This window comes from Myxococcus sp. CA005, from assembly GCF_006518205.1.
GTDB lineage: Bacteria > Myxococcota > Myxococcia > Myxococcales > Myxococcaceae > Myxococcus > Myxococcus xanthus.
The window spans coordinates 21,602-46,321 of sequence record NZ_SRLV01000036.1; the positions used below are offsets into that span (position 1 = coordinate 21,602).

12 protein-coding genes are annotated in these 24,720 nt (G+C 69.1%); 5 read left to right on the forward strand and 7 right to left on the reverse strand.

The window, feature by feature from the left end:
- Nucleotides 1–5: 5 nt before the first annotated feature.
- Nucleotides 6–1,457, reverse strand: coding sequence for an LVIVD repeat-containing protein (locus FMQ63_RS17735; protein ID WP_225909915.1), 1,452 nt, complete (start codon nucleotides 1,455–1,457; stop codon nucleotides 6–8).
- A 193-nt stretch (nucleotides 1,458–1,650) separates the two neighbouring features.
- Here FMQ63_RS17735 and FMQ63_RS17740 point away from each other — a divergent pair, with 193 nt between their 5' ends.
- Entirely contained in the window at nucleotides 1,651–5,319 is a 3,669-nt protein-coding gene (locus FMQ63_RS17740; RefSeq protein ID WP_225909914.1) for a tolB protein precursor protein, read from the forward strand.
- 7 nt (nucleotides 5,320–5,326) lie between these two features.
- Here FMQ63_RS17740 and FMQ63_RS17745 read toward each other — a convergent pair whose 3' ends face one another.
- Nucleotides 5,327–5,797, reverse strand: coding sequence for a hypothetical protein (locus FMQ63_RS17745; protein ID WP_026113933.1), 471 nt, complete (start codon nucleotides 5,795–5,797; stop codon nucleotides 5,327–5,329).
- A gap of 291 nt (nucleotides 5,798–6,088) precedes the next feature.
- Between FMQ63_RS17745 and FMQ63_RS17750 the strand changes: the two genes are divergently transcribed.
- Nucleotides 6,089–7,891, forward strand: coding sequence for a CotH kinase family protein (locus FMQ63_RS17750; protein ID WP_225909913.1), 1,803 nt, complete (start codon nucleotides 6,089–6,091; stop codon nucleotides 7,889–7,891).
- A 62-nt stretch (nucleotides 7,892–7,953) separates the two neighbouring features.
- Here the strand turns inward: FMQ63_RS17750 and pbpC are convergent, their stop codons facing one another.
- Nucleotides 7,954–10,323, reverse strand: coding sequence for a penicillin-binding protein 1C (gene pbpC, locus FMQ63_RS17755; RefSeq protein WP_026113934.1), 2,370 nt, complete (start codon nucleotides 10,321–10,323; stop codon nucleotides 7,954–7,956).
- A gap of 33 nt (nucleotides 10,324–10,356) precedes the next feature.
- Between pbpC and FMQ63_RS17760 the strand changes: the two genes are divergently transcribed.
- Complete coding sequence (locus tag FMQ63_RS17760) at nucleotides 10,357–11,040, forward strand: phospholipase D-like domain-containing protein (RefSeq protein ID WP_020477616.1); 684 nt, start codon at nucleotides 10,357–10,359, stop codon at nucleotides 11,038–11,040.
- Nucleotides 11,041–11,062: 22 nt separating this feature from the next.
- Here the strand turns inward: FMQ63_RS17760 and FMQ63_RS17765 are convergent, their stop codons facing one another.
- Nucleotides 11,063–16,804 carry an alpha-2-macroglobulin gene (locus tag FMQ63_RS17765; RefSeq protein ID WP_011552492.1) on the reverse strand — a complete coding sequence of 1,914 codons (5,742 nt, stop codon included), beginning with the start codon at nucleotides 16,802–16,804 and terminating at the stop codon, nucleotides 11,063–11,065.
- A gap of 267 nt (nucleotides 16,805–17,071) precedes the next feature.
- On the opposite strand from FMQ63_RS17765, the gene FMQ63_RS17770 reads away from it, so the two are divergent.
- A complete protein-coding gene (locus FMQ63_RS17770) occupies nucleotides 17,072–17,794 on the forward strand; it encodes an RNA methyltransferase (RefSeq protein WP_011552491.1) in 723 nt (240 codons plus the stop codon).
- Here FMQ63_RS17770 and FMQ63_RS17775 read toward each other — a convergent pair.
- A complete protein-coding gene (locus tag FMQ63_RS17775; RefSeq protein ID WP_020477615.1) occupies nucleotides 17,791–18,051 on the reverse strand; it encodes a hypothetical protein in 261 nt (86 codons plus the stop codon). The two genes, FMQ63_RS17770 and FMQ63_RS17775, sit on opposite strands and share 4 nt — an antisense overlap.
- A gap of 182 nt (nucleotides 18,052–18,233) precedes the next feature.
- Between FMQ63_RS17775 and FMQ63_RS17780 the strand changes: the two genes are divergently transcribed.
- A complete protein-coding gene (locus FMQ63_RS17780; protein WP_011552490.1) occupies nucleotides 18,234–19,040 on the forward strand; it encodes a pseudouridine synthase in 807 nt (268 codons plus the stop codon).
- 125 nt (nucleotides 19,041–19,165) lie between these two features.
- On the opposite strand, the gene FMQ63_RS17785 is transcribed toward FMQ63_RS17780, so the two are convergent.
- Both FMQ63_RS17785 and FMQ63_RS17790 read right to left on the reverse strand, forming a co-directional pair.
- On the reverse strand, nucleotides 19,166–22,699 hold the full coding sequence (locus FMQ63_RS17785; protein WP_011552488.1) for a hypothetical protein: 3,534 nt from the start codon (nucleotides 22,697–22,699) through the stop codon (nucleotides 19,166–19,168).
- A gap of 15 nt (nucleotides 22,700–22,714) precedes the next feature.
- Nucleotides 22,715–24,655: a hypothetical protein gene (locus FMQ63_RS17790; RefSeq protein WP_020477614.1), complete on the reverse strand. Its 1,941-nt coding sequence runs from the start codon at nucleotides 24,653–24,655 to the stop codon at nucleotides 22,715–22,717.
- Nucleotides 24,656–24,720: the final 65 nt, after the last annotated feature.

The window sequence follows — 24,720 nt, forward strand, 5'->3', positions numbered from 1 at the left end:
ACAGCCTACTCCGTCGTCTCGCGGAAGATGAGCAGGCCTCGCGAGGAATCCGTCGCGTACACGAATCCGTCGCCCGGCACGTGCACCTTGCTCAGGCCTTCGAGGAACACGACGCCGTGGCCCGCATCCGTCTCCCGCCAGGTGTTGTAGTAACCCACCTGCTGGGGCGAGCCGGGGACGGACACGTCCACGATGCGCAGGCCATCCTGACCATAGGCCAGGTAGACCTTCGTCCCGGAGAACGCCACCGAGCGGATGGACACCTCCGGGCGCGTCCGGAACTCACCCGTCCGGGCCACCGTGGCCGGCGCGCTCACGTCCAGCACGCTCAGGTGCGCGCCCCAGTCCTCGCCCGCGTCGAATGCGTAGACGCGGTCTCCCACCATGCCGACCGCCGTGGCGGCCGACATGCCGTTGGCGAAGCGGCCCAACAGCTTCGGGCTCGCCGGGTTGGTGACGTCCGAGACGGTCATTCCGAAGGACCAGTTGCTCACGTAGAGCCGGCCGCCCATCGCCGCGACGTGCAGGGGCACCTCCCCCGCCCGGGGCTCCGCGCCCTCGACGAAGTACCGCCTGAGCTGCTTCGGCTCCGCGGGCGTGGCGACGTCGTAGACGTACACCTCCGCGTTGGGCGCGGGCGACGCCGCGTACAGGACGTTTCCGTCCAGCGCGAGGGAGTTCACCTCCACCACGGACTCGGGCACGGAGCGCAGGCGGACAGGTACCGCCGGGTTGGTGATGTCGAACACGGCGATGCCGCTGCGGCGGCTGGCCACATAGAGCGTGTTCCCGTTCACCAGCGCGTCCGTGTAGTAGTCGTTGGACAGCTCGTACTGGCGGACCTGGCGCGGCTGCGAGGGGTCGCTCAGGTCGAAGGTGATGAGGCCCTTGGCCCCCGCCGTCACGTAGGCGTGGCCATGGGCCACCGCGACATTCGTGGCCGTGGCCTCGGTCAGCTTCACCTCGCTGACCAGCTCCACGCCGGACGCCTCTGCTTCACCCGCGCGGCGGCCCAGCCGGATGGCCTCGAAGGTGCCCTTCATGTCCGCGGTGCCATTGGCGCAACGCCGGAAGATGCCCGACATCTGCCCGGGCCCGGACGAGGAACACCCGGCGACGGCGAAGCGCATCGTCACGTTGTTGGAGCCCTGGAACTCGCTGGCCAGGAAGAACGACTCCGGGGTGCTCTGCCGCTCCGTGGCGGCGAGGCCCATCAGCATCTGGGTGTTGCTGCCCCCTCCCGACAACCGCATGGCGGCCGCGGCTCCGGAACCGTCGTTGAGGTTGATGTTGAGGTTCCAGATGCCCTCGGGTTGTACGCCGGAGAGGCTTGAAAGCTGGCAGGCCGACACATCGATGGCCTCGACCTGACACTCCGCCTTGGGAACGGACGGATTGTCATTGCCGCAAGCGGTGGCGAGCGCCAGGGTGCTGGTGAGTGCGAGGAGGCGTTTCATGCCCCCATGCATATCATCCGGCGCCAGCACCCGACGAAACAGCGCGCTCCCCCGGCCTCCGAGGGGGCGATGCCCACTGCCCGTCAAGTAAACGGAAAGAAATCGTCGGGGCGCTTGTATACCGGGACCGCTGGGAGGCAGCCTCCCCAGCAGGTGTAGTCTCGCCGGTACCCCACCCACAGAGGTGCCTTCAGTGAACCCCCGTCCCCTCGCCGCAGCCCTGCTCGTCCTGCTCTTCCCGGGGCTCGCGCTTGCCCAGTTCTACGTCGTGCCCCGAAGACCCGGGAAAACGGCGGTGAACAGCTACGAATTCGAGTGGCGACACACGGACATCCTCGTCGGCCCGGGGGCCACCGGTCTGGCGGAACCTCCCGAGCGGACGGCGCACGAACAACCACCGGAGAGTCCAGGCGGCGCCAACCCGGGCGCGCCCACCACCTCGCCGGACCAGGGCGACACGAAGGCGCCTCCCAGCGGTCCGCCCTCGGAGACGACGGGAGGCACGTCCGAGCCCCAGTCCCAGACGGGGCTGCCCGGCAGCACGCCGGTGGTGCTCGAGGGTGCGACCGACGCGGGCGTGCCGCCCTTGACGATGGGTGAAGACGGGGGCGTCCCGGAGAGTGGCCTGGCGGCCGCCGACGGGGGCGCGGAGGACGGCGGTGCCCTGGCCGCGGCCGATGCGGGGACGGAGGATGGGGGCACGCTCGCGGCCGGTGGTACCGACGGCGGAGAGCAGGACGCGGGCGCCACCTACCTGATGGCCAGCGACGCCGATGACGACGGCGGGACGGTGCTGGGCGGCGGTCAGTCGGTGTTCGCGGGCGCGGACGGCGGCTTCAACTACACCTACGCGAAGTCGCTGGGGGACAAGTCGGGCGGGGTGCGCTTCTACTTCTATGAGCGTGAGCGAATGGTGGCCGAGCGCGCCGCGCCGCTCATCGAGGAGGCCTACCGGTACTTGGTGGACCAGTTCAAGTACGTCCCCACCAAGACGTTCCCGTACATCCTCTACAGCAGCTACCAGGAGTTCCTGCAGACCAACCTCTTCGCCGTGTCCGAGGGCACGCTCGGCCTCACCAGCACCGGCGAGGACCTGAAGCTGACGCTGCCGTACCTGGGCGACCACCGCCTCTTCGAGGAGGTCAGCACCCACGAGCTGGCGCACCAGTTCACCATCCAGAAGGTCCGCACCGTGGCCGAGCAGGCCAAGATGTTCGGCGATCCGCTGCAAGCCATTCCGCTGTGGTTCATCGAAGGCCTCGCCGAGTTCTACGCCAAGCGTGGCATGGACCCGGAAGCGGAGATGCTGGTGCGGGACCTGTTGGTGAACCCGGACCTCTTCAAGGGCTACGCCTTCCTCGACTTCTTCTCCCCCGGGCCCTACGGCTACCTGTGGATCTACAAGGTGGGCCAGGTCCGCGTGTCCTTCCTCGAAGAGGAGTACGGCGCCGGCTTCATCCAGCGCGTCCTGGAGGAGTCGCCGCGGCTGGCGGGTGGCTCGCGCGATTCACCGTCGCTCAAGTTCGAGGAGTTGCTGGAGCGGCTCACCGGCGACAACCCCAAGCGCATCTCCGCGCGGTTCGAGAACTGGCTGAAGCGCCGGGCCTTCAAGACGTACCTGGCGTCCGAGCAGTCCGCGCCGGCGCTGGACCTGCTCGACAAGGCGCCCGGCTACACCACCGCCATGGCGTCTTCCCCGTCGGGCAACGTGCTGGGGCTGCGCACCATCGTCCCGGAGACGGGTGAGAGCCGGCTGTACATCATGGATCCGCGCGTGCCGGACAAGACGGTGAAGGTCGCGGGTGACGGCGTGCCAGGCGTGGAGTCGTTGCACCCCATCTCCGGACGCAGCTTCGCGCTGACGAACGACAAGCTGGCCTTCATCGCCGAAATCACCGGGCGCGACGTCATCTACGTGCAGGACTACACGCACAAGTCGGAGCGGCGCGGCGCGGACGTACTGGTGCGCCGCAACGCCATCCGGACCGGCATCGACCGGGAGGTGGGCCTGGTGGTCGACCTGAGCCTGGGCGGACGCACCGCGTACCGCATCGACCGGCACGGGCTGCTCGCGGCGTACTCGCCGGCCTTCTCGCCCGACGGCCGGTGGGTGGCCTTCATCGGCATCAACGACGCGGGTCTGCGGGACATCTACGCCATCGACCTGCAGGCGGGCCCGGACGCCCCGCCGCTGCAGCTCACCGACGACGTGTTCTCCGAGCGCGAGGTGACGTGGGGGCCCTCGGGCATCGTCTTCACGTCGGACGCGACGTCCCACCGCCAGTTCAACCTCTTCCGCGTGCGGCCGGACGCGCCCCGGCAGGTGGAGCGCCTCACCAGCGAGGAGCGGGACCACACGGCCCCGGTGGCCCTGGCAGACGGACGCCTCTTCTTCACCGCCTTCAACAACAGCAGCTCCGATTTGCACGAGCTGACGAAGGACGGCCGCATCGTGCGGCGCACGGACCTGACGACGGGCGTCTTCGAGCCCGGCCCCGGCCCGGACGGCAGCCTGTGGATGCTGTTCCACGTCTCCGGTGAGCGCCGGCCCGCGGTGCTGCGCCCGCCGCGCATGCTGGCGCTGGACGTCCCCGCCGAACCGCCGCCGGAGCCGCCCAACCCGCTGGCGGTGCGGCCCCTCACGGACGCGCAGAACTACGAGCCCTTCACCCGGCAGAACCTGGAGTTCGGTCCCTTCTTCGGCTTCGCGGGCGCGGGCGGCGGCGGCTTCGTGGGCCAGCTCTTCGCGGCGGCCAGTGACCGCATGAAGGACCATCAGTTCCTGCTCACCCTGGCGGTGTACGGCAGCTTCGACCTGACGGACGGATACCTGCTCTACGTCAACGACAAGTCACGCACGACGTGGGGTGGCGGCATCTTCCAGTCCCTGCGCTTCCGCGTGGACCGCACCTTCGAAGGTGAAGAGGGCGCGCAGAATGCCTTCTTCACGTCGGGTGAGCGCTTCTTCGGCGCGCTCGGCAGCGTGCGCTACCCGCTGAGCACCTTCCTGTTCGTGCAGGGCGACCTGGCCATTGGTGGTACCCGGTACTTCCTGGACGACTACACGGAGTTCGAGCTGTTCTTCCCCGAGCGCAACGCGGCCAACCGGGAGCTGCTGACGGCCTGGAACGCGCGAAACCGCGCCATCCGCTTCCAGACGGAGCTGAGCGGGCAGATTGGCTACGACAGCCTGAAGTACCACTACGCCACCGGCCCGCTGTCAGGCAGCGCGGCCATGCTGGAGACGACGGTGGGCGTGCAGCCCTTCGACAACCAGGCCTACGGCAATGTGCGCGTGGACGCGGAGCGCTACTTCCCCATCTACGGCCGCGCCAACATCTTCATCCGCGGCGGCCTGGGCACCACGTTGGGAGGCCGGTACGCGCGCTCCTACTTCCTGTCTTCGTTCGACACGCTGCGCGGCGTGAACTTCGGCGACATCCAGTGGCTGCTCGGCCGGCACTACGTCTACTCCACCCTGGAGGCGCAGCTGCCGCTCAACGACATCATCCGGGTGGCCTTCCTCAGCGACCTGGAAGCGATTGCCGCCATCGACGCGGGCGGCGTCGGCGAGGGCCGGGATGACTTGTGGAACCACCGCGTGGTGAACGGCGTCGTCGGTTTCAACCTCGCGCTGGGCCCCCTGCTGCTGCGCCTGCACTTCGCCCGCCCGTTCGACGTCGGCGCCGCTGCCGGCCGGCCGGACCCGGGCTGGGTGACGAACTTCTCGCTGGGCATCGCCGGCCTCAATGGCTTCTTCGACCAGGCGAACACCGGGAAGAGTGTCGGCCCATCGCCGACGCCCATGTCCCCGGCCCTGATGCCCTCCATGGGAGGCGGCTACACCGCGCCGCGCCGCTGAGGCGGCGTCAGGACTGCGCGGCGACGAGGGCGGCGTTGGCTCGGGCCATGGGCCCGCCCTCCATGGGGATGCGCTCGAAGTCGCCGCGCAGCGCCTTGATGGCGAACTTCTCCAGGTCGATTTCCCGGCGGGTGCGCACGCCAAGCACGCGCAGCAGCTCAGACAGGGGGCTGAAGCCGGACACGCTGTGCTGGAGCAGCATGCCCCCCGCTACCGCGGTGAGCCCCCGCCAGCGGCCGCCGGCCCGCCGGCCCAGCAGCAGGCCCAGCAGGCCCAGGGCCGATGTGCTCACGGCGAGGGCGCGGTTGATGTCCCACTCGCGCTCCAGCCGGGCGAGGTAGCGCGTCATCTCCGCGCGGTCCCCCTTCTCCGCCATGTACCGGACGCAGCGCTCCACGTGCTCGTCGATGCGCCGGTTCACCACCAGCGGCGTGTGGACACGGACGGTGTCTGACGACGTCTGGTTCCACGATTCCATATGAGGCCCTCTCTCCCTGACGCGGCGCGCCCCCTCTTCTCTTGAAGCTAGGACCGCCGCCGCCCCCCGTGCACAGCCCACGCGGGGAAAGGGGCCCCGTTCCGCCCGGCTGCCTGCCCCGCCAGGGGCCCCTTCGCGTCCCATTCCCTCCAGGGTGGGACAAGCAGCCAGGTTGGGTAATCCGTTTCCCTTGCACGCGACGGTGGGGGCCTGAATGCCGACTCAAGCGTTCGCTCTCCACCAAAAAGGGGCCCTGGAGGCGGGCACAACCGTTGCTTTGCGCCGGGATTGATGACTCCTTCTCGATTGCTGCTGTGTCTGCCGCTGCTGAGCCTGTGGGCCTGTGATGGACTCCAGGCGGAGCGGCCACCGCTCATCCAGGACCCTCCGGGCGTGGAGAATCCGCAAACGCCCCCTGGCGAGGAGGAGCCGCCGCCGACGCAGCCGCCACCGGTGGACCCGCCTCCCATCGACCCGCCGCCGGTGGATCCACCTCCGGAGCCGCCACCGCCCGTGCCGGAGACGGAGCGGCCCTTTGTGATGCCGCCCGTGCAGACGTCGGTGCCGCAGTACGAGCTCATCATCCCCGAAGAGACGATGCGGATGTTCGAGGCGGACCCTTGGACGCCGGAGCAGGACGGCCTCTTCAAGGCGAACGGGACGACGTACCGCGTGCAGGTGCGCCTGCGGGGCGCCTCCGCGCGCTTCTTCCCGAAGAAGAGCTGGAACGTGAGCTTCGAGGACGGCGTGCGCTTCGAGGGGAGGACGTCACTCAACCTCGTGGCCGAGTATGCGGACGCGACGCTGCTGGCGGAGAAGATTGCCTTCGACCTGCTGGAGGCCATGCGCGTCCCCGCGTCGAAGGGCACGCTGGTGCGGCTCAACGTCAACGGCGCGTACCAGGGCGTGTTCCTGGAAATCGAGCAGGTGAACAAGGCGTTCCTGCGGGCGCACTCCTACGCCGACACGGATGGAACCATCTACCGGTGTGGCTGGAAGGACTGCGAATTCAAGATGGCGAAGGTGCCGTACCAGGGTGACTGGGCGAAGAAGACGAACGAGTCCCAGCCGGACGACAAGCTCTGGGAGATGGTGGGCGCCATCAACCACACGCCCGAGCCCCAGTTCGTCAGTGAAATGGAGAAGCGCTTCGAGCTGGAGCACTACCTGCGCGCCATGGTGATGGACGCGCTGATGTCCAACAACTACGTGGAGGACTCGGAGAGCTACTTCATCTACGACCGCGCGGTGGCCAGGTGGTCCTACGTCCCGTGGGACCTCAACAACGTGGACTCGCGCTGGTGGTACCCCATCAGCGTGGAGGAGATGAGCCAGAGCACGCGCAACATGCGCCATCCGCTGTTCAGCTTCACCCTCACCGACGCCTGGGTGGCGAAGATGTACGAGCAGCGCAAGCTGGAGACGGCCTCGTACCCCGGCTACCTGCCGGTGTTCTCCAACCTGGCCACCCGCGTGGTGATGAACCCCGTGCTGCGCGAGCGGCTGGAGGCGCGGCTGGACAAGGCGATGGACGAGCTCTTCACCAGCGAGGTGATGGGCGCGCACATCGACAAGCTGCACGCGCTCATCGACCCGCACATGCGTGACGACCCCTTCATGGACTACGGCCGCTTCACCGCGGGCCGCGCCTATCTGAAGCGCTACGTGCGCGAGCGCCGCGACTTCATCTTCAAGGAGCTGGAGCGGCTCGCGCAGCAGCAACCCACGTTGGTGCTGGAGGCCGTCCACCCGCGTGAAGGCTGGGTGGAGGTGGGCAACCGCACCTCGGCGCCCCTTTCCCTGGCGGGCATGGTGCTGACGACGCAACTGCGCATCAGCCTGGCGCAGAGCCCCAGCCACCTGCACACGCAGGTGCGTGCCCCCTTCGGCGCGGTGCTGCCGGAGCTGACGGTGGCCCCCAGGCAGCGCGTCCGCCTCAACGCCGCGCAGTTGGGCATCCAGATGCCCGCCAACGGCGAGATTGGCCTCTTCGACGGGCGCTCCGTGGTGGGCGTGAAGGACCTGCTCTTCTACGGCGACCTGGGCGCGGGCAAGCGCTACGAGCGCGGCTCGCGGGGCTGGGAAGTGCGCTGAGCGCGGCGGCGAGCCGCACCTGAGCGCGGCGCTCCTGTCCTCCGGGGGCGCCGCGCTGCGTTTCAGGGTCGCATGCGGACCTCCAGCGTCCGCTTCGCGCTCAGTCCCCGGTCATCGGTGACGAGAATCTCGTGGGAGCCCACGGACGGCGTCCACCACACGCGCTCATCGGCGCGCGCCGTCCCCAGCAGGGCCCCGTCCACGAACCACGTCAGTGCCCGCTCGTGTGAGGCCTCCGCCTCCAGCGGCACCTCCTGTTGCGAGGCCGGGACACCGGGAATCAGCACGGCCACATGTCCCGGCGCGGGGGAGACAATGGACGGGGCCGCGCGCGCCCCTCCGGGCTCGCAGCCAGGCGCGGCGGCGGGCGGCTCCGGCAGGCGCCGGTGCTGCTCCTCCAGCCAGCGGCGGATGGTGGCCGGCCAGGTCACATACACCCGCGGCTCCGTCTTCCGCCCCGTCCGGCACATGGGCCCCACCGACAGCCCCGTGGCCACGTCCACCTCCACGTGCTGGTGGTACGGGCAGCGCGCGGTGGGCACCGCCGAGCGCCGCGCGTAGACGTGCTTGCGCTGCACGCAGGCGTCCGTCGGCAGGTGGCCCGAATAGGCGCAGACCTCCACCACGGCCAGGTCATCGGGCGGATTCACGCTCTCATCCGGCAGGTTGAGGCCGCGCGGGCCCACGCCCTCCAGGATGTCGAACAGCACCGGCCCCGCCGCGTCAGCGCCCACCAGGTGCACGCTGGGCCTGTGATTGAAATTCCCCAGCCAGACGACCGCCGTGTGCCGGGGCCCCGAGCCCGCCGCCCACGCGTCGCGGTGGCCGAAGCTGGTCCCTGTCTTCCAGTGCACGCGCGCCGGCATGCCCGTCAGCCGACGGCGTGCCGGGAAATCGGGCCGGTCTCTCAGCGACAGCGCCTGGCGCGTCAGCCAGGCCGCGCCCGGGGACAGCACCTCCACCGGCGCGGCCGCCTTCTCGTCCAACAGGAGCCGCAGCGGCGGCGCGCGTCCATCCCCCGCCAGCGCGACGTAGACGCCCGCGAGCTCCAGCGGCGTCAGCTCGATGCCGCCCACCGCCGCGGACAGGCCGTAGTACCCGGGCTCCTGCACCAGGCTCGTGACTCCCGCCGCTTGCAGGGCGCCCAGGAAGCGCTCCACCCCCACGCGCTCCAAGAGCCGCACGAAGGGCATGTTGAGCGACTGGGACAGCGCGTACTCCAGGCGCACCAGACCTTGGAAGCGGCCGTCGAAGTTGCGCGGCGCATAGCCGCCGTAGGCCGTGGGCACGTCCGCCACCAACTGCTCCGGTCCCACCATTCCCAGGTCGATGCCCATGGCATACAGCAGGGGCTTGAGCGCCGAGCCCGGCGAGCGCGGCGTGGCGAAGCCGATAATCTGCCCGCCGTGCTTCTGGTCGAAGAAGTCGAAGTTGCCCACCAGCGCGAGCACCTCCGCCTGCTGCCGGTCCACCACCACCGCCGTCCCGTTGTAGATGCCTCGCGGCGCCAGCCCCACCGCCGCGTCCCGCATCAACCGCTCCACCATCCGCTGCGTGCCTGCATCCAGCGTGGTGTGCAGCCGGGCATTCGCCGGCCGCTGCGTGCGCAGCCACACCGCCACGTGTGGCGCCTCACGGGGAAAGGGCTTCAGGTCGGTGGGCACAGGCGTGTCGCGCACCTCACGCAGCACCGTCTCCGCCGACACGCGGGCCGCCTCGGGCCCTCGGGGAAGCGCCTCCACGTCCAGCAGCCTTCGCGCCACGCCGTCCCGCGCCGACTTCAACCGGGCCGTGTTCTGCGCCGTGGGGAAGCGCCGGTTCGGGTTCTGCGGCACCGCCAGCAGCGTGGCAATCTCCGCGGGGCTCAGGTTCGCCGCCGTGTGGCCGAAGTACGCCAGCGCGGCCGCCTCCACGCCTTCGACGTTGCGCCCGTACGGGACGAACTGGAGATAGGCCGCGAGCACCTCCTGCTTGGACAGCCGCACCTCCAACTGCATCGCCCGGAAGGACTCGATGACTTTCGACGTGAAGGTGCGAGGCCGCGGCTCCAACACGCGGACCAACTGCATCGTCAAAGTCGAGGCACCGGACACTCGCCGCCCCGTGGCCAGGTTGCGTGTCGCCGCGCGCAGCACCGCCAGCGGGTCCACGCCCGGGTGGTGGAAGAAGCGCTTGTCCTCCAGGGCCAGCAGGGCCTGGACATAGTCCGGGTCCACGCGCTCCAGTTGCGTGGGGATGCGCCAGCGCTCGTCCGGGGCCAGGAAGACGTGGGCCGGCGTGCCGTCCCGGTACTCCATCACCACCGATGCGGGCGCGAAGAGACGGGCCGGCAGGGGTACGCGCCAGGCGGCCACATACGCGGCCACGGTGAGGCCTAGCAACCCCAGGCCGACGGGCAAGAGCTTCCGGGTGATTCGACGGGCACGGCTCATGAGACGGTGAATCCCAGGCATATACTACGCGCAATGAATGCCTTTGAAGTCGACGCCATCCTGACGTCCATTCTCGACGACCGGCGGCTGACCCCCACCGAGCGGCAGGCGTTGCAGGCCGTCCTGGCGGAGCGGCGGGCTGGCGAGGCCCTGCTCACCCTCTTCCGCTCCCGGGCCTTCGCCCTGGCGCGAGCGTCGATGAAGGACGCACGCTCCCGGGAGATCATCTCCTGGCTGGAGGAGACGGTGCAGGCGCTGCACGCGCCCCAGCCCGAGCTGACGTCGCGCATGGAGGCGCACTTCTCTCCGGGCGAGGGGCCGCTCAACGCCATCGTCCAGCAAATCCAGTCGGCACGCGGCTCCATCGACGTCTGCGTCTTCACCGTGACGGATGACCGCATCACCCGCGCGCTGCTGGACGCCCACCGGCGCGGGGGGCGGGTGCGAATCGTGAGTGACGATGACAAGGCCATGGACCCGGGCTCCGACATGGAGCGGCTGGGGGACGCCGGCATCCCCATCCGCCTGGACAGGACGTCCGCGCACATGCACCACAAGTTCGCCGTGTTCGACCGGCTGAGGCTGGTGACGGGCAGCTACAACTGGACGCGCTCGGCCGCCGAGTACAACCACGAGAACGTCCTGGTATCCGACGACGCGCGGCTGGTGCAGCCCTTCAACCGCGCGTTCGACGCGCTGTGGGAGACGCTCGACTAGGAGCGTCTCCCCGCGCCGCGCGCTACAGCAGGTTGTCCTTCCACGGCCCGGACACCTGAATCGTCCGGCCCGGCTCACGAGCCCACAGGCGCGGGTCATACATGGCCTCCGCCTCCGCCGACGGCAGGGTGAAGGAACCCGCCGTCACCGCGCGCACCGCGTAGACGACCTTCTTCGACTCGCGAGGCCCCAGGCTGCCGAAGACCTCCATCCGGTCATCGCGGATGTTCACGTAGTCCGCGGACCACAGCGACGCAGGGTCCACCCAGTCGGTGGAGCCACCCCGGCCCAGGCGCGCGTTCTCGATTTCCCAGCCCGCCGGCAGCCGGTCCACCAGGGCGATGTTCTGCACGCGCTCGCCCGTCGTGTTGCGAATCTCCAGCTCCACGTAGACGAGGTCCGCCAACGCCACCGGCGCCTGCCCCATGGCCAGCACCGTGCCGTCCAGCTTGCGCCAGGTGCGCGTGAGCGCCAGGCCCTCGCCGCCCGTGCGGGGCTTGCTGTCCGAGCGCACGCCCTCGCTGCTGAGCACGAGGTACAGCCGGCCCTCGTCCTTGGACGTCACCTCCAACTGAAGGCCCTGCCGCTCGCTGGCGCGGGCCAGGGACCACGTCCGGTCCGACGAACGCACCGTCTTGTCCTGCACCGGCGTCATGACCTTTCCGTCCGCCTTGAGCACCGGCGCGGAGAACTGGGTGGACGTCCCTTGCAGCCGCTTGCCCAGGCCGGTGATGCCCCACACCAACTCCTGCGTCGTGTACCAGCCGCTGGAGTGCGCCTGGAGCGATTCGGCCACCATGCGCGCCAGCGGCTCACCCGCCGCGTCCTTGCCGAACAAGTCCTGGTAGGTGCTCAGCATGAAGCCACGGCGGCGCCGGTCGGAGTAGAAGGACCAGTCGTTCTTCCGCTCCTCGGTGACGGGCGACAGGTCGGGGTTGCGCAGCTCCTTCTCGTAGCGCCGGTCGCCCGCCAGCCACAACGAGGCCTTGAGCATGTAGTCACGCTCCTGCTCCTCGCCCGTGAGCGCCTTCTGCTTCGCCCGCTCCGACAGCGCGTCCACCATCTTCTGCACACGCGCCTTGCGGCCCTTGCCGGCCACGGAGAGGACGTAGTGCATGTAGGCCTCCGCGCTGTCCGTGTACATGTCGTCGCGGCCCTGGCGGCTCTCGAGCTTGTTCAGCTCGGTGGACATCCACGTGAGCGCGTCGTTCAGCCGGTCCTGCGGCACGGGGTACTTCAGCTTCTGCGCGTCCAGCAGCATGTGCGCGGCGTACGCCGAGCCCCAGCCCACCGGCTCCGTGGCGCCCGGCCAGTAGCCGAAGCCGCCCGACGGCGTCTGCATGGCCAGGATGCGGTTGATGCCCGACAGCACCATGTCGCCCACGGTCCCGCCCTGGGTCAGCGTGGGGTCCACGTCGTTCACCAGCTCGGACACGTACAGCAACGGACGGGTGGCGGACGTCGTCTGCTCCACGCAGCCGTAGGGATAGCGCGCCAGGTACGCGAGGTGCTGCAGCGAGCGCGCGTACGGATTGGCCGTCACCCACAGCGTGGAGCGCTCCGTCGTGGGCACCCAGCCCTGGAGGTACTGCGAGACGTCCGTCGTCCCCTGCGCCAGTTCAATCTGCTGCACCAGGCGCTCGCGCGGGCCCGCCGGAGACAGCGGCACGTCCAGCGACTCACTCGAGGTGTAGCCGCCGCCCTCCACCGTCACCGACAGCCGCGCCGCGCCCACCGCCTGCACCGCGCGGGCCTGGAAGACGAAGGTGTGGGACTTGCCGTCCGCCACCCGCGCCGTGCCCTCGCTCTTGCCCAGCAGCTGAAGCGGCGAAGTGGCCGCCGCGGGCATCACCAGCCCTGGCACCGGCAGTGACTCCGCGTTGAGCGTCACCTTCACGTCCTGCGCCTTGCCGGACAGGTTGGTGACGAAGACGGGCACCTGGATTTCGTCGTGCTGCGCGAGGAAGCGAGGCAACGTCGTCTGGAGCACCAGCGGATCGCGCACCAACACCTGCGCGCTGGCGCGGCCAATGCGCTGCGGGCCCGCCGTCACCGCCATCACCCGCACCGCGCCGCGGTACTGGGGCAGCTTGAAGGGCACGCGCAGCTTGCCGTTGGCCGGCACCGGCAGCAGGCCGCTCCACAGCGCCACCGGCTTGACGGGCTGCACACGGCCATCCGCGCCGCCCTCGCCGTCACCACCCGTGGAGCGGGACGCGCCGCCCGGCGGCACCAGCAGCGTCCAGCCCAGCGTCTCGTAGGTCTCCACCCCCAGCGCCCGCCGGGTGAAGAGCTGCTTCTGCGGGTCCGGGCTCTGGAAGCGCGTGAGGGAGAGGATGCCCTCGTCCACCACCGCGATGGTGGCGAAGGTGGGGCCTTCCTGCGGGCCCAGCTCCAGGTCCACCGTGAGGGTGTCGTTGGAGCGAACCTCCTTGGGCACGTTCATCGTCACCGACTGCGTGTACTCCACCGGCTCCAGCGTGACGCTGCCCACGCCGAAGGCGCGGTCCGGCATGAAGGCCTCGGCGGACTCCAGGTGCGGGTCCTTCACCAGGAAGGCGCTCACGTACACGTTGGGCGCGAAGGCGGACGGCGTGAAGCTCCACGTCACCTCGCCGGGCTCCACCGCCACCCAGTGGGAGGCGAGCACGCGGTCCGTCTCCGCGGTGAAGAGCATGCGCCCCTTGTAGGGCGACTTCACCTTCACGGTGATGGCCTGTCCCACGCGCCCCTTCGCCGGCAGCGCCAGTTCCAGCGAGGTGGGCTTGAGCGGGCGCGGCGTCTGGTCCACGCGCGAGCCTTCCCCCCACCAGTAGTAGCGGCCCTCCCCTTCCAGCTCCAGGTCCGTCTGGGCCCCACCCGAGCGCACGCGCACGATGTAGCCCGCGGAGTCCGCGCCCGGCGTCACGTCCAGCGAGAAGCGGCCATCCTTCACCGCCACCGTGGAGCGGCCCTCACGCACCGGGCGCAGGTAGCGCTGGTAACGCTCGTAGCCCTCGTTCTCGTCATAGAAGGAGCCGTACTCCTCCTCCAGGCGCAGGAACTCCACGTCCACCGTCTTGGGCGTCTTGTCCGAGGCGGCCAGCAGCTTGCCGTCCCAATCCACCACCACGCCCTTCACCGTGAAGGGCTTGCCGGCCTTCACCTTGCCCGTGCTGCCCTGGAGGCCCACGTAGTACGCCTCCGGGTGCACCGGCACCGTCACGCTGCCCAGGGTGGAACGGCCGCTGCCCGACTCGAAGACGCTGGCCAGCGCGCTCAGCGCCCCGGCGCCCCGCAGGGCCCCCATGGCGCCCTGGGCCGGGCAACGAAGGACGGCCTGTCCCTTCGCGTCCAGCGTGCCCTGCACCTGGCCCAGCGTGACGGGGCGGGGCTCGCGGCCGTCCTGGCGCCACAGCCCGTAGGCGTACTGCGCGTTCTCCTTCGGCTTGAAGGCGGACGGAATCAGCCGGCACGTCAGCTCCACCGGGCTGCCCTCCGCCGAGCCGCCGAAGAGGTACGCGGCCTCCACGCCCACCGGGACTTCGTCACCCTGGAGGTAGCCGGCCTGCTCCGTGCGCGCCTCCACCTTCATGCGCTCCGGGACGAACTCCTCCACGCTAACGGAGTAGATTGCCACTTCGCGGTCCGCCACGTTCAGCACCACGCGGTAGCTGCCCGTGTCCTGGAATGAGTCGAAGGGCAGGTCCAGCGGCACCAGGCCCGCCTCGTTCGTCTTCAGCGACACCTTCTTCAGCTCGCGCTCACGCGGGTCCACCACCACCAACTCCACGGGCATGCCCGCCGGCGGCGCCTTGTCATCCTGGCCCCGCAGCACCGCGGCGATGTGGGCCGTGTCGCCCGGGCGGTACACGCCCCGGTCCGACCACACCGACGCGCGGTAGGCCTTCTCCGAACGGTAGGGCTCGCCATGCACGTCCGCGTTGGCAATCTCCGTCTTCAGCTCGCTGTACTTGAGGTACGTCAGCTCCTCGCCGTCACGGGCGATGAGCGCGAAGGGCGCGCTGTCGTCGACGCCGGGCGCGGGCACCTGGAGCCGGCAGCCATCCGCCGCCACCGTGGTGCAGCGGGCCACCGACTCGCCGCTCTTCTTCACCAGGGAGACCTCCACGCCCGACAGCGGATCGGTGCTCTCGATGCCCAGCGCCCACACCCAGACTTCACCGGCGCCGCTGGAGCCCGGCGCGGCCTCACCGCGCTTGGCCACCAGGCTCAGGTTGGTGAGGAGGATGCGGCTGGCCGCCGCGTGGTGACTCTGCCTCGCGGTGATTTCCACCAGGCCCTTCGTGTTCGCCGGCACCAGGCTGGCCACGTCCACGTAGGTGGTCGCCAGCGTATCCGGCTGCGACTTGAGCGCCAGCGTCCGCTTCGCCACCACGTTGGAGGTGCGCTCGTCCGCGCGCTCGCGGTAGTCGTCGCTCATCCAGAAGACGAGGTTCTCCGGCGGCACGTTGCGGACGGTGAGCTCCACCGAGTCCAGGTTGAGGTGCTGCAACGGCAGGTTGCGCCACGCGCTGCGCGGCAGGTAGCGGCCGGAGGTGGCGAAGGACAGCTGCGGCGAGCGCGCGGGGACGGCGAAGGCCTCCTCGTAGGTGGCCAGCAGCATGCCGCCGCCCACCGAGGACGTGCCCGCGTCGATGCGCAGCGCGTAGGAGCCGCGCTTGAAGTCACCGAAGATGCGGAAGCCGCGGCGGGACGGCGCGACGGAGACCTTGACGGCGGGCGTCAGGTGGATGGCCTCCGCGGCGACGCCGTCATCCAGCGTGCAGCCCTTGTTGCGGTGGTCCCAGTAGTACGGGTCATACCCTTCCGTCTCGCGCGGGGAGGGCGGCTCGGCGCCGTCCACGTCCCGGCAGCTCACCTCGATGTAGAAGCCCGTGGTGCCCTGCTCCACCGAGGCGCGGGTGATGTCCATGCGCTTGCCGGCGCGGAGCTCGAACGCGCTGCGCGCGGCGGGGGCCGTCGCCTTCGCCTGCGACGCGGCGGGCAGTCCCGCCTGGAGGCTGAAGTCGACCGTGCGGCCCTGCTTGAGCAGCCCGCTGGTCAGCTGTGCGCTGACGACGTTGCGCGTGGTGGGCAGGGTGCGCCACTTCACGTCACCCACAGCCTGCCCACCCACCCGGAAGCCCGCCCGCGAGCGCACCGCGGCGATGTCCACGGGACCGGAGAAGACGACCTCCACCTCCACGCGGCCCTTCACCGTGTCGAGCTGACGCGGCACCATCCGGACGAACTGGAAGGGCGGCGTGGTGAACGTGTGCGACCAGTCCCCTACCGCGGCCGGCTTCACCACGCCCGAATCCAGCCCGACCGACGCCAGCGAGACGGCGTACTTCGTGTCGAAGGCGAAGCCCGCGCCCGACGGCTTGAAGGTCAGCGTGGACGGGGAGGACCAGGAGAGGCTGCCCGGCACCTCCGGAGTGATGGTCACGACGGTGTCCTTCAACACCGAGCCATCGTTGGGGCGCACCTCCCGCGGGAACTCGATGACGATGTCCTGCGGCAGCACGTCGCTGGTGGAGACCGCGCGGACGACGGGCGTCAGCAGCTCGGGCGCGGGGGGCGTCGGCGCCTGCGCCACGGCCGTCCCCGAGTCCGCCGGCTGCGCGGCGACGGGCGCCTGGGGCTGCGGCGCGGGTGGCTCGGTGGACTCCTGTTCCTTCTTGCAGCCTGCGAGCGTGGCGCTCACCAACATGGCCGCGAGGAGCCAGCGCGAGCGTTTCGCCCACGATGGCCGCTGCGTGACGACGGACTGCGAACCCATGATTCCTCCAGAAGATGACGCGTGTTCTTCACACGGCGTGCCGGACGAGGACACGCCGAGGAAGAGAGGGCTGTGGTCAGGCGCCCGCGGCTCTGACGCGTCCCCCGCGCGTCAGCGGACCCGCAGGGTGTCCAGGGAGCCACACCGTCCGTGGCTCCTGGGCGCCTGCGAAGGCTTTCGAGGCCCCCAGGCTAGCGGAGTCCGCGACGCGGCGGGACCTCCATCCGCGGTCCTCAGGCTGCGAGAAACCGCTAAGGTGCCCCGCGCATGGTGCTGCCTGTCCGATTCGTCCTCATGCGCCCCCGCAACGCGGAAAACCTGGGCGCCGCCGCCCGGGCCTTGAAGAACTGCGGCCTGTCCGACTGGGTCTGGGTCCGCCCGGAGGTGGAGGATTTGGAGCCGGCGCGAAGGCTCGCCGTCCACGCCGGGGACGTGCTGGACGCGGCGCGGCGCGCGGACACGCTGGAAGAGGCCGTGGCGGACTGTGTCTGGGTGGTGGGGACCAGCTCGCGCAAGGTCGAAGGCAAGCGCCGGCTTCCCCCTCGCGCGGTGGGTGAGGAGCTGGTGGCCCGGGCGCCCCAAGGGCCCGTGGCGCTCGTCTTCGGTGACGAGCGCAGTGGACTCACCAACGCGGAGGTGGAGCGCGTGCACGACCTGTCCGCCGTGCCGACCGCGCCCGAACAGCCCTCCATCAACCTGGCGCAGGCCGTGCTGCTGTACGCCTACGAGGTCCGCGTGGCGATGCTGGAGGCCGCCGCCACGCCGCCCGGCCCGCTGCCCGCGGCGGCCACGGACGCGGAGCTCGCGCAGGTGGAGTCCACGCTGGAATCCGTCCTCACGACGGGAGGCTTCCTCGTGGACGCCCAGCCGGGCCGCACGGCGGTGCGGGACTTGTTCGCACCGCTGCGGCGCTCACGGCTGACGCGGAAGGAAGCCCGCTTGTGGCTGGCCGCGCTGCACAGCCTCCGCAAGCGTCAGCCCGCGCCCTAGAGGGAGCGCGGCTTCTGCGGCAGCCCCGTCCCCTTCCCCACGCCAATCCCCCCGGAGCCGGACGTCGGCGGCCCCTTGCGCCCCGCCATGCGCACCGCGCCCCAGGCGAGGACAGCGGCGGCCACGACCAGCAGCAGGACCCACAGCCACGTGGATGAGGCAGGCGCGGGCTCCCCGGCGATGGGCGCCCGCGCCCGTGACTGGGCGAACGCGAGAACGGGGACCAGAAGCGTCAGGTATGGAATCCGGGTGCGCATGTTCGGAACGTGTCCACCGACGCACGTTCCTGCCCGCAATCCCGAAGGGCCACGCCGGCCGCGTGGACACGGACCTGCCGGCCGGGCGCCCCCCGGCCAGATGGCCTCATCGCGACAGCGCCGCCATGGCCCATACAACTCCCGCCCCCGCCCGAGGCCCGGCCGGGTACAGTGCCGCGCCCATGTCTCGCAAGCCCGACAAGCCGAAGCCGCCGCCGCAACACAAACGCTGGGAGGGCAAGGAGAAGCCGGACTGGCTGTCGCGCGCGCTGGCCCGCGCGGGCGTCTTTCCCCAGAAGGAAGCCGAGGACGCCATCCGCGCCGGCCGCGTCAGCATCAACGGCCGCGTGGCGAAGATGGCGCTGACGCCCGTGCCGCCGGGCGCCACCGTGAAGGTGGACGGACTCGTCGTGTCCCTGGAGGCCCCGCCCACGCGGGTGCTGGCCTTCCACAAGCCCGCGGGCCTGCTGTCCTCCACGGAGCGGCAGCACCGCACCGGCACCGTCTTCGAGGCGCTGCTGCCCCAGCTCCCGCCGGAGCTGGCTGGATACACGTGGCACGCCGTGGGCCGCCTGGACGTGGATTCCACGGGCCTGCTGCTCTTCACCAACGACGACAAGCTGGTGGCCCACGCCACGTCCCCGGACGCGCACCTGCCCAAGCGGTACGTGGCCACCGTCTTCAGCACCGCGAGCGACGAGCGGGTGGAGCCTCTGCGCCGGGGCATGACGTTGGATGATGGCCCCGCCCGCCCCGCGAAGGTGAACGTGCGGGACGAGCACACGGTGGAGGTGACGCTCACGGAAGGCCGGCACCACCAGGTGAAGCGGATGCTCGGCGCGGTGGGCCTTCCCGTGCGCGCGCTGCACCGCGAGGCCGTGGGCAGCGTGGACCTGGAAGGCATCCCCGAAGGCACCTTCCGGCTGCTGACGGACGACGAGGTCCGCGAGGGGCTTCGCTACGAAGGACGCACGCCCTTCGGCCCCTAGGGCCTTCGTTCCCTCCCCACGAAGCATGGCTGGGTGCCGCGCGACATGCGGGCCCACGCCCCCGCGTGCGAGGAGCGCCATGGGCACCCCCTGGTGGCGCTCCTCGACGCGAGGCTGAAGGCGACTCAGCCGCCCAAGTTCTGGAAGTAGAGGGCTTCCGCCTTGACGATGTTCGTCGAGAGCGCGGTGATGAGAGCCACCAGATTGCCGCCCAGATAGGACAGGCCCATGCCGGCAATGATGGTGACCGCGGCCTCGGGCTGGACCGCCACAATCGCCGTGCTGACGCCGGTGATGACGCCGCCCAGGTTGGAGCAGACGTCGCTGCACCAGGTCGAGTTGCGCGGAGAGCCGAGGATGTCGCTGCTGATGGCGGTGACGCCGATGCCAGCGTCGAAGCATGCCTTGATCGTGCCACGCACCGCGGCGGAGCTGATGGGAAGCGCCGTGGAGCCCAGACGCAGGAGGCTCGCGACCCACACGAGGAGCCGCATCTGGTACGCAGTGCCCTGCATCGCGGAGCTTTGGATGGGGAAGCTGAATGCGGCGGCAATCCCCCCCATGGTCAGGCTGGAGACCAGCAGGCACTTGCCAAGCGCTCCTTTCAGCCGTGCCGCATCCACGCTGACTCGCACGAAGCCCATCAGCGATGCGAGCCAGCCAGCAATCGAAGCGATTCCCGCGCCAATCACCGAATAGCGCCGTGCCGCGATGCTGGCCTCCTTCTTGCTCGCGCCCTCTGCCGTGTCCACCTGCGTCATGCTCGTCCAGAGGTCCAGCGGATCCCCAGAGAATGGCGCCTGGCCGTCGTTGGCGAGCTTGTAGAGGTAGGTATAGGGAACCGCCACCAGCAGCGACATGAGGTTCACCGCCGACAGCTCCTCCGGCGGGGCTTCGCCCTTCCCGAGCGCGCTGGTCAGCCACGTGTAGAAGCCGGAGAGGAACGGGATGTTGACCGGCTCGGTCAACAGACTCACCACCCACGGCACGAGGTCGAGCAGGTAGTCGACGCAGCCCAGCAGCAGTATCTCCAGCGTGTCGATGATGGTCTTCGCCAGCCCCTGGAGGAAGGTGACGATGTGCTCGACGGTCTTCCCCTCCCCGGTGAACACGGCCTTCAGGTTCTCCCAGTCCTCTTCAATGGCCTTCACGAGGACGAAGGAGGTGGGAATCAGCACGTCGTCGATGAACTTCTGCACCGGCGCGGGCAGGTCTCCCACGGGACCGCCGCCCAGGAGCATGCCGCTGTACTGCGTCTGGTAGCTGGACCAGCTCGCGATGGGCGTGTCGAAGTTGATGCCGGGGTGACTCTGCTGCGTGGCCGCGGCCATTTCACTGGGGACCATGGACGCGACGCTCGCTGGCACCTTCATGCTCGCGAAGTTCTCGCGGGCGAAGCCCAACTGCTCGGCGATGATGCGCGCCATCTTCTTCTTGAGCCGGGCCGAGTCCTCCTGCACCTCCTTGGACAGCGCATCCAGGGCGCCGGTGAGCGTCTTCGCGATGACGAGGTGCGTGGCCCAGATGTCATCCCAGCCGAACAGTTCGCCGAGCCAGCCAATCAGCTTCTCCATGCCAACCTTCAGCGCCTTGAACAGCGCCGTCAGGAAAGCGAAGAGCTGCTCGAAGCTCTGGATGACGAACTTGATGACGCGGCCAGCGACGTTGAGGGTGATCTTGATCACCGTCTCCGCGACCTCGAACAACATGTGGCCAATCTGGTCCACCACATTGCCGATGAACTGCACCACGTCGCCCACGGTGTCGACGATCCACTCGCCCACGTCCCCGACCCGCTTGAGCTGGGACGCCTCGGCGCCCGAGTGGTATCGGAGGAGCCCCTGCGGACCGAAGGACAGCGCGAACGCATGGGGCGGCCGCGCCATGTGCGCCCCGCTCTTGGCCTGAGGCGTGGGCCCCACGACGCTGATGACCTCGGTGGGGTAGGACTGCTCTGGCTGGAAGGCCATCATCTGGGCGATGGCACTGGCGATCTGGTCGGCCGTCACGCCTTCTGGCAGCGTGGGCGGCAGCACGGGGATGTCCGCGCCGGTCCGCACGGCGGCCAGCTTCTTGTAGACGTTGCTCGCGGGGTTGATCCGCAGCGTGTCCGTAAAGGCGCTGCTGGTCAGCGTGAAGGTGGAGACCGCCAGGTCCTGGATTTGCTGGATGATGTCCAGCTCACCGGTGACGTTGGTCGAGACCTCCACGCTCGCGCCGGCGTCCACGGTGTATTTCAGGCCGTTGATCAACAGGCTCTGGTAGCTGGCGCTGGTCAGGGTCAACGGGAGGCGCGCCGCCGGGGGTTGGCCGTTGACGCGGAAACTGAGCCTGGTGCTGTAGCTGTTGACCTCCTGCACCTTGTCGCTGCTGTACAGGGGGATGGTCTCCTCCTGCCAGAGCGTGGTGGCCGGGTCCTGCCAGAGATAATGAATGGCCTTCTGACGCTCCCAGTCGGTGGTCAGGAACACCAATTCGTTGGCGCGGGTAGCGGGATTGATGAGCGGCGCGATACGCGAGATGCCGGTCTTCAGCACCAGCGGCGTCGTCCAGTGCAGGGCCCCCTGATACTCGAACTGGCTGAGCAGGTAGAGGTTGCTGCCGGAGAGCGCCCAGGCGGAGAGCGCGTTGGACTTGCTGAAGCTCTGCCGGACCACGAGCCCACCAGCGGCCATGCCCGGCAGCTGTTCGCCCGTGGCGACGGTCTGCGCGGCCGTCCAGCCCGGCGCGTTCGATTCGAGCTGGGCACTGGCGCTCCAGAACACGATTCCCGCCGCGCCGCCGGCATAGAGATAGCTGGTGCCGCCGCTGCCCGCGGTGGTCTGTAGACTGTTCTGGCCCGCGGGCACGGGCAGCGCCCGCACGTAGTCCCGCCCGAACTCGTTGAGCAGCGTCTTGAAGACGAGGTGCGTGCTGCCGTCCTGGCCGGCGTACAGCATGTACAGGCCCTGCCCCAGGTCGGAGACCGCTCCGGGCGCGGAGTCCAGCACCGTCCGGGCGTCGGTGGGCGAGGGAAAGGAGGTCCAGTTCCAGGTGATGGCGCCGGTCGTGGTGTTGACCGTGGCCTGCATCAAGTAGGTGAGCACGTCCGTGGCGCCGGGGGCGACCAGCCCCACGGCGATCATCGGGATGCCAAAGCCCTTGCCATCGTCCAGCGGGCTGATGCTGGCGCGGCTCACGCTCGCGCCAGACAGCGGGTTGCCGGTGGGGGTCCACAGCGCGGCCAACTGCGACAGGTCGGTCACCTCCAGGTTGTTGGACAGCGGTCCGGCCACATAGGTATTCACCGCGCCGGAGGCAGCATCCTGGCAAGCCAGGAACAGGCAGAGGTTGCCGTTGCTCAATTGCCCGCTGGCGAAATAGACCGGCTTGCCCAGCGCGGACACCCCTGGCAGCAAGTCAATCTGACTCCAGCCCGTGGAGTCATTGCGCGTGTTGACGATGGCATAGAAATCCCCGCTGTCGGCTCCAAAGGAGAAAACGATGGGGTAGCCGTTGGAGTCGCAGGCGGCGGTGACCTGGCCGCCGGGGGCAATCGGCAGCGCTGGCAGGTAATTCTTCATCAACGAGCCGCTGGCGCTGACAGTCAGCGACGGGTTCTTCGGCAGCGTGCTGGGGATGACGACGCTGGTGGTGGACGAGCGAGGTGTCGTAGTCATGGGAAGATTCCTCCGTCAAACGCCGTACGTGACGTCCATTTGCAGTGCCAATGCGTCGTTGAAGCGCGGTGCGTTCAGCAGAAACACGGCCCCCGTGGGCGAGATGAAGTTGCCGGTGGCGCCGCCCGTCAGCCCCTTGTTCAACTGGGAGTTGAGCTTGTTGAAGGTGTTGTTGATCTGCGCATGCACCACATCCACCGTGTACCGAGCCGGGTTCAGCTCTTGAATCAACTTGGACGTGGGAAACAACTGGTCGATGATGGCCCACGCGGTCTGGACCACGAAGGAGCTCAGGCCCGCCTCCCAGTTATTCGATTCGAGCGGGCCGTTCACCGGCTTGCTGAAAGTGGCCTGAGAGTGATTCACCACCAGGTCATAGCCATTTCCGCCCACCGCCAGAGTCAGCGCCTGCGAGAACGAGGTCTGGCAGGTCACGCTCCAGACAAGGGGGATTTCGATGCTGAGTACCTCTAGCGTGGCCGCGAGCTTCTGGGTGATGGACAGCGAGCCCGAGACGTTGACCGTATTGCCGCTGACCGCGATGGTGTAGTTCGGGCTCTCCTTCTGCGTCACCTTCATATAGGTGCCCGTCTTCAGCCGGTTGTCCGGTGGCGGCGTGCTGCGGACCAGCCACTCATAGGAGGTCTGATAGGTGAAGGTCATCCCGTTCTGCCGCCACGAGGCAGGAGGGGCGTGTACCGAGGTGAGCGCCTGCACCAGGGGGTTGAAGAGCTCCGGCCTGAAGAACACGTCCTCGGAAAACAGCAACTCGCCCGAATAGTCGTTAGAGGCGACGAAGTTCGTGCCCACGCTGGGCGCCGGCTGGATGGGATTGACGTTGCCGCCGCCCATCACCTGGTAGTTCAGGACGGACAGTCCGCTGTCGGCGTTGTTGCGGAGGCTGGAGAAGCCGACCGAGGTGGGCACCAGGAGGGGGGTGCTGTCGGGGTCGGTCTGCGCCGGGTTGGAGGAGGTCACCGAGACGCCGATGATGTACGGCGTGGACGCGGGGTTGCCGTCGTAGGTCGCCCCCACGCCGAAGGCGTATTGCAGCGCGACACTCACCTCGGTGAGGAAGCCCGGGTCCGCTACCAGTTGCGCCAGGGTGGTGGTGGAGACGGAGAACGTGTTGCTGGCGGTGTTGATCGACGCCCCCGTCACCGCGGTGCTGGTAGGCGGCGCGGTCGTGCTCCACTGCGTGAAGTCGGTGGTGTCGAAGTTCAGGAACAACTGCTTCAAGGAGAAATACGCGCTGTTGAAGCCGCTGCCGTTGATGGTGTCCAACACCTGCGGCGGCATGATTCCTTTGTCGACCAGTTCGGCGATGCCTTGCGGCGTGGTGGGGATGGAATCCAGGTTCACCGTGAAGCGCAGCGGCAGGCCAGACAGGTCCACCAGGGTGGGGTAGAGGCCTCCCGACATGTAGAACAACGCCGGCACCAGGTAGTTCGAATAGGTCGTGGTGGTGCCCACCGTGACCGACGTCCGCTTCAGCCAGTAGTAGACCGTCTGATTCGGCAGCGTCTGGGCCTCGCCGTTGCTCCCGAATGCGATGTCCTCATGATTCACCAGCAGCCCGTACTGCGAGTTATCAGGGCCTGGCTGAGGGGAAGCGAACGCGGCGTCCACCTGGGCCTGGGTGAAACCGAGTTGCTCCATGACCGTCTGCGTGAGCGGCTGGCTTTGCAGGGCGAACTGAAACAGGCACTGCTGGGGGTTGTCACCAGAGGCCAGGATGACCATCGGCTGCGCCACGCTGGGCGCCGCGATGTAGCCCCTCATGTAGGAGGTCAAGGTCATCTCGCCGCCGCCAAAGGCACCGCCAGCGGTGGCCAGCCCGTTCGTCTTCAGCAGGGAGCGGATGTACCCCTGTTGCATCAACCTGGAGAACTGCGAGTTGATTTCATTCTGGGTGACCTGCAGGACCATGTCGTAACCAAAGAGCGCGTCTCCCATCGTTCCTTCCAAGAATGAGGCAGCAGTCAGGAGACTGCCGCCTGGCAAAGCCCGCATCGTCGCGC

What these genes read in the sequence shown, in the direction of transcription:
- FMQ63_RS17735 (WP_225909915.1), bottom strand. Translation starts at nt 1,457, where the DNA reads ATGAAACGCCTCCTCGCACTCACCAGCACCCTGGCGCTCGCCACCGCT.
- FMQ63_RS17745 (WP_026113933.1), bottom strand. Translation starts at nt 5,797, where the DNA reads ATGGAATCGTGGAACCAGACGTCGTCAGACACCGTCCGTGTCCACACG.
- FMQ63_RS17750 (WP_225909913.1), top strand. Translation starts at nt 6,089, where the DNA reads ATGACTCCTTCTCGATTGCTGCTGTGTCTGCCGCTGCTGAGCCTGTGG.
- pbpC (WP_026113934.1), bottom strand. Translation starts at nt 10,323, where the DNA reads ATGAGCCGTGCCCGTCGAATCACCCGGAAGCTCTTGCCCGTCGGCCTG.
- FMQ63_RS17760 (WP_020477616.1), top strand. Translation starts at nt 10,357, where the DNA reads ATGAATGCCTTTGAAGTCGACGCCATCCTGACGTCCATTCTCGACGAC.
- FMQ63_RS17765 (WP_011552492.1), bottom strand. Translation starts at nt 16,804, where the DNA reads ATGGGTTCGCAGTCCGTCGTCACGCAGCGGCCATCGTGGGCGAAACGC.
- FMQ63_RS17770 (WP_011552491.1), top strand. Translation starts at nt 17,072, where the DNA reads ATGGTGCTGCCTGTCCGATTCGTCCTCATGCGCCCCCGCAACGCGGAA.
- FMQ63_RS17775 (WP_020477615.1), bottom strand. Translation starts at nt 18,051, where the DNA reads ATGCGCACCCGGATTCCATACCTGACGCTTCTGGTCCCCGTTCTCGCG.
- FMQ63_RS17780 (WP_011552490.1), top strand. Translation starts at nt 18,234, where the DNA reads ATGTCTCGCAAGCCCGACAAGCCGAAGCCGCCGCCGCAACACAAACGC.
- FMQ63_RS17785 (WP_011552488.1), bottom strand. Translation starts at nt 22,699, where the DNA reads ATGACTACGACACCTCGCTCGTCCACCACCAGCGTCGTCATCCCCAGC.
- FMQ63_RS17790 (WP_020477614.1), bottom strand. Translation starts at nt 24,655, where the DNA reads ATGGGAGACGCGCTCTTTGGTTACGACATGGTCCTGCAGGTCACCCAG.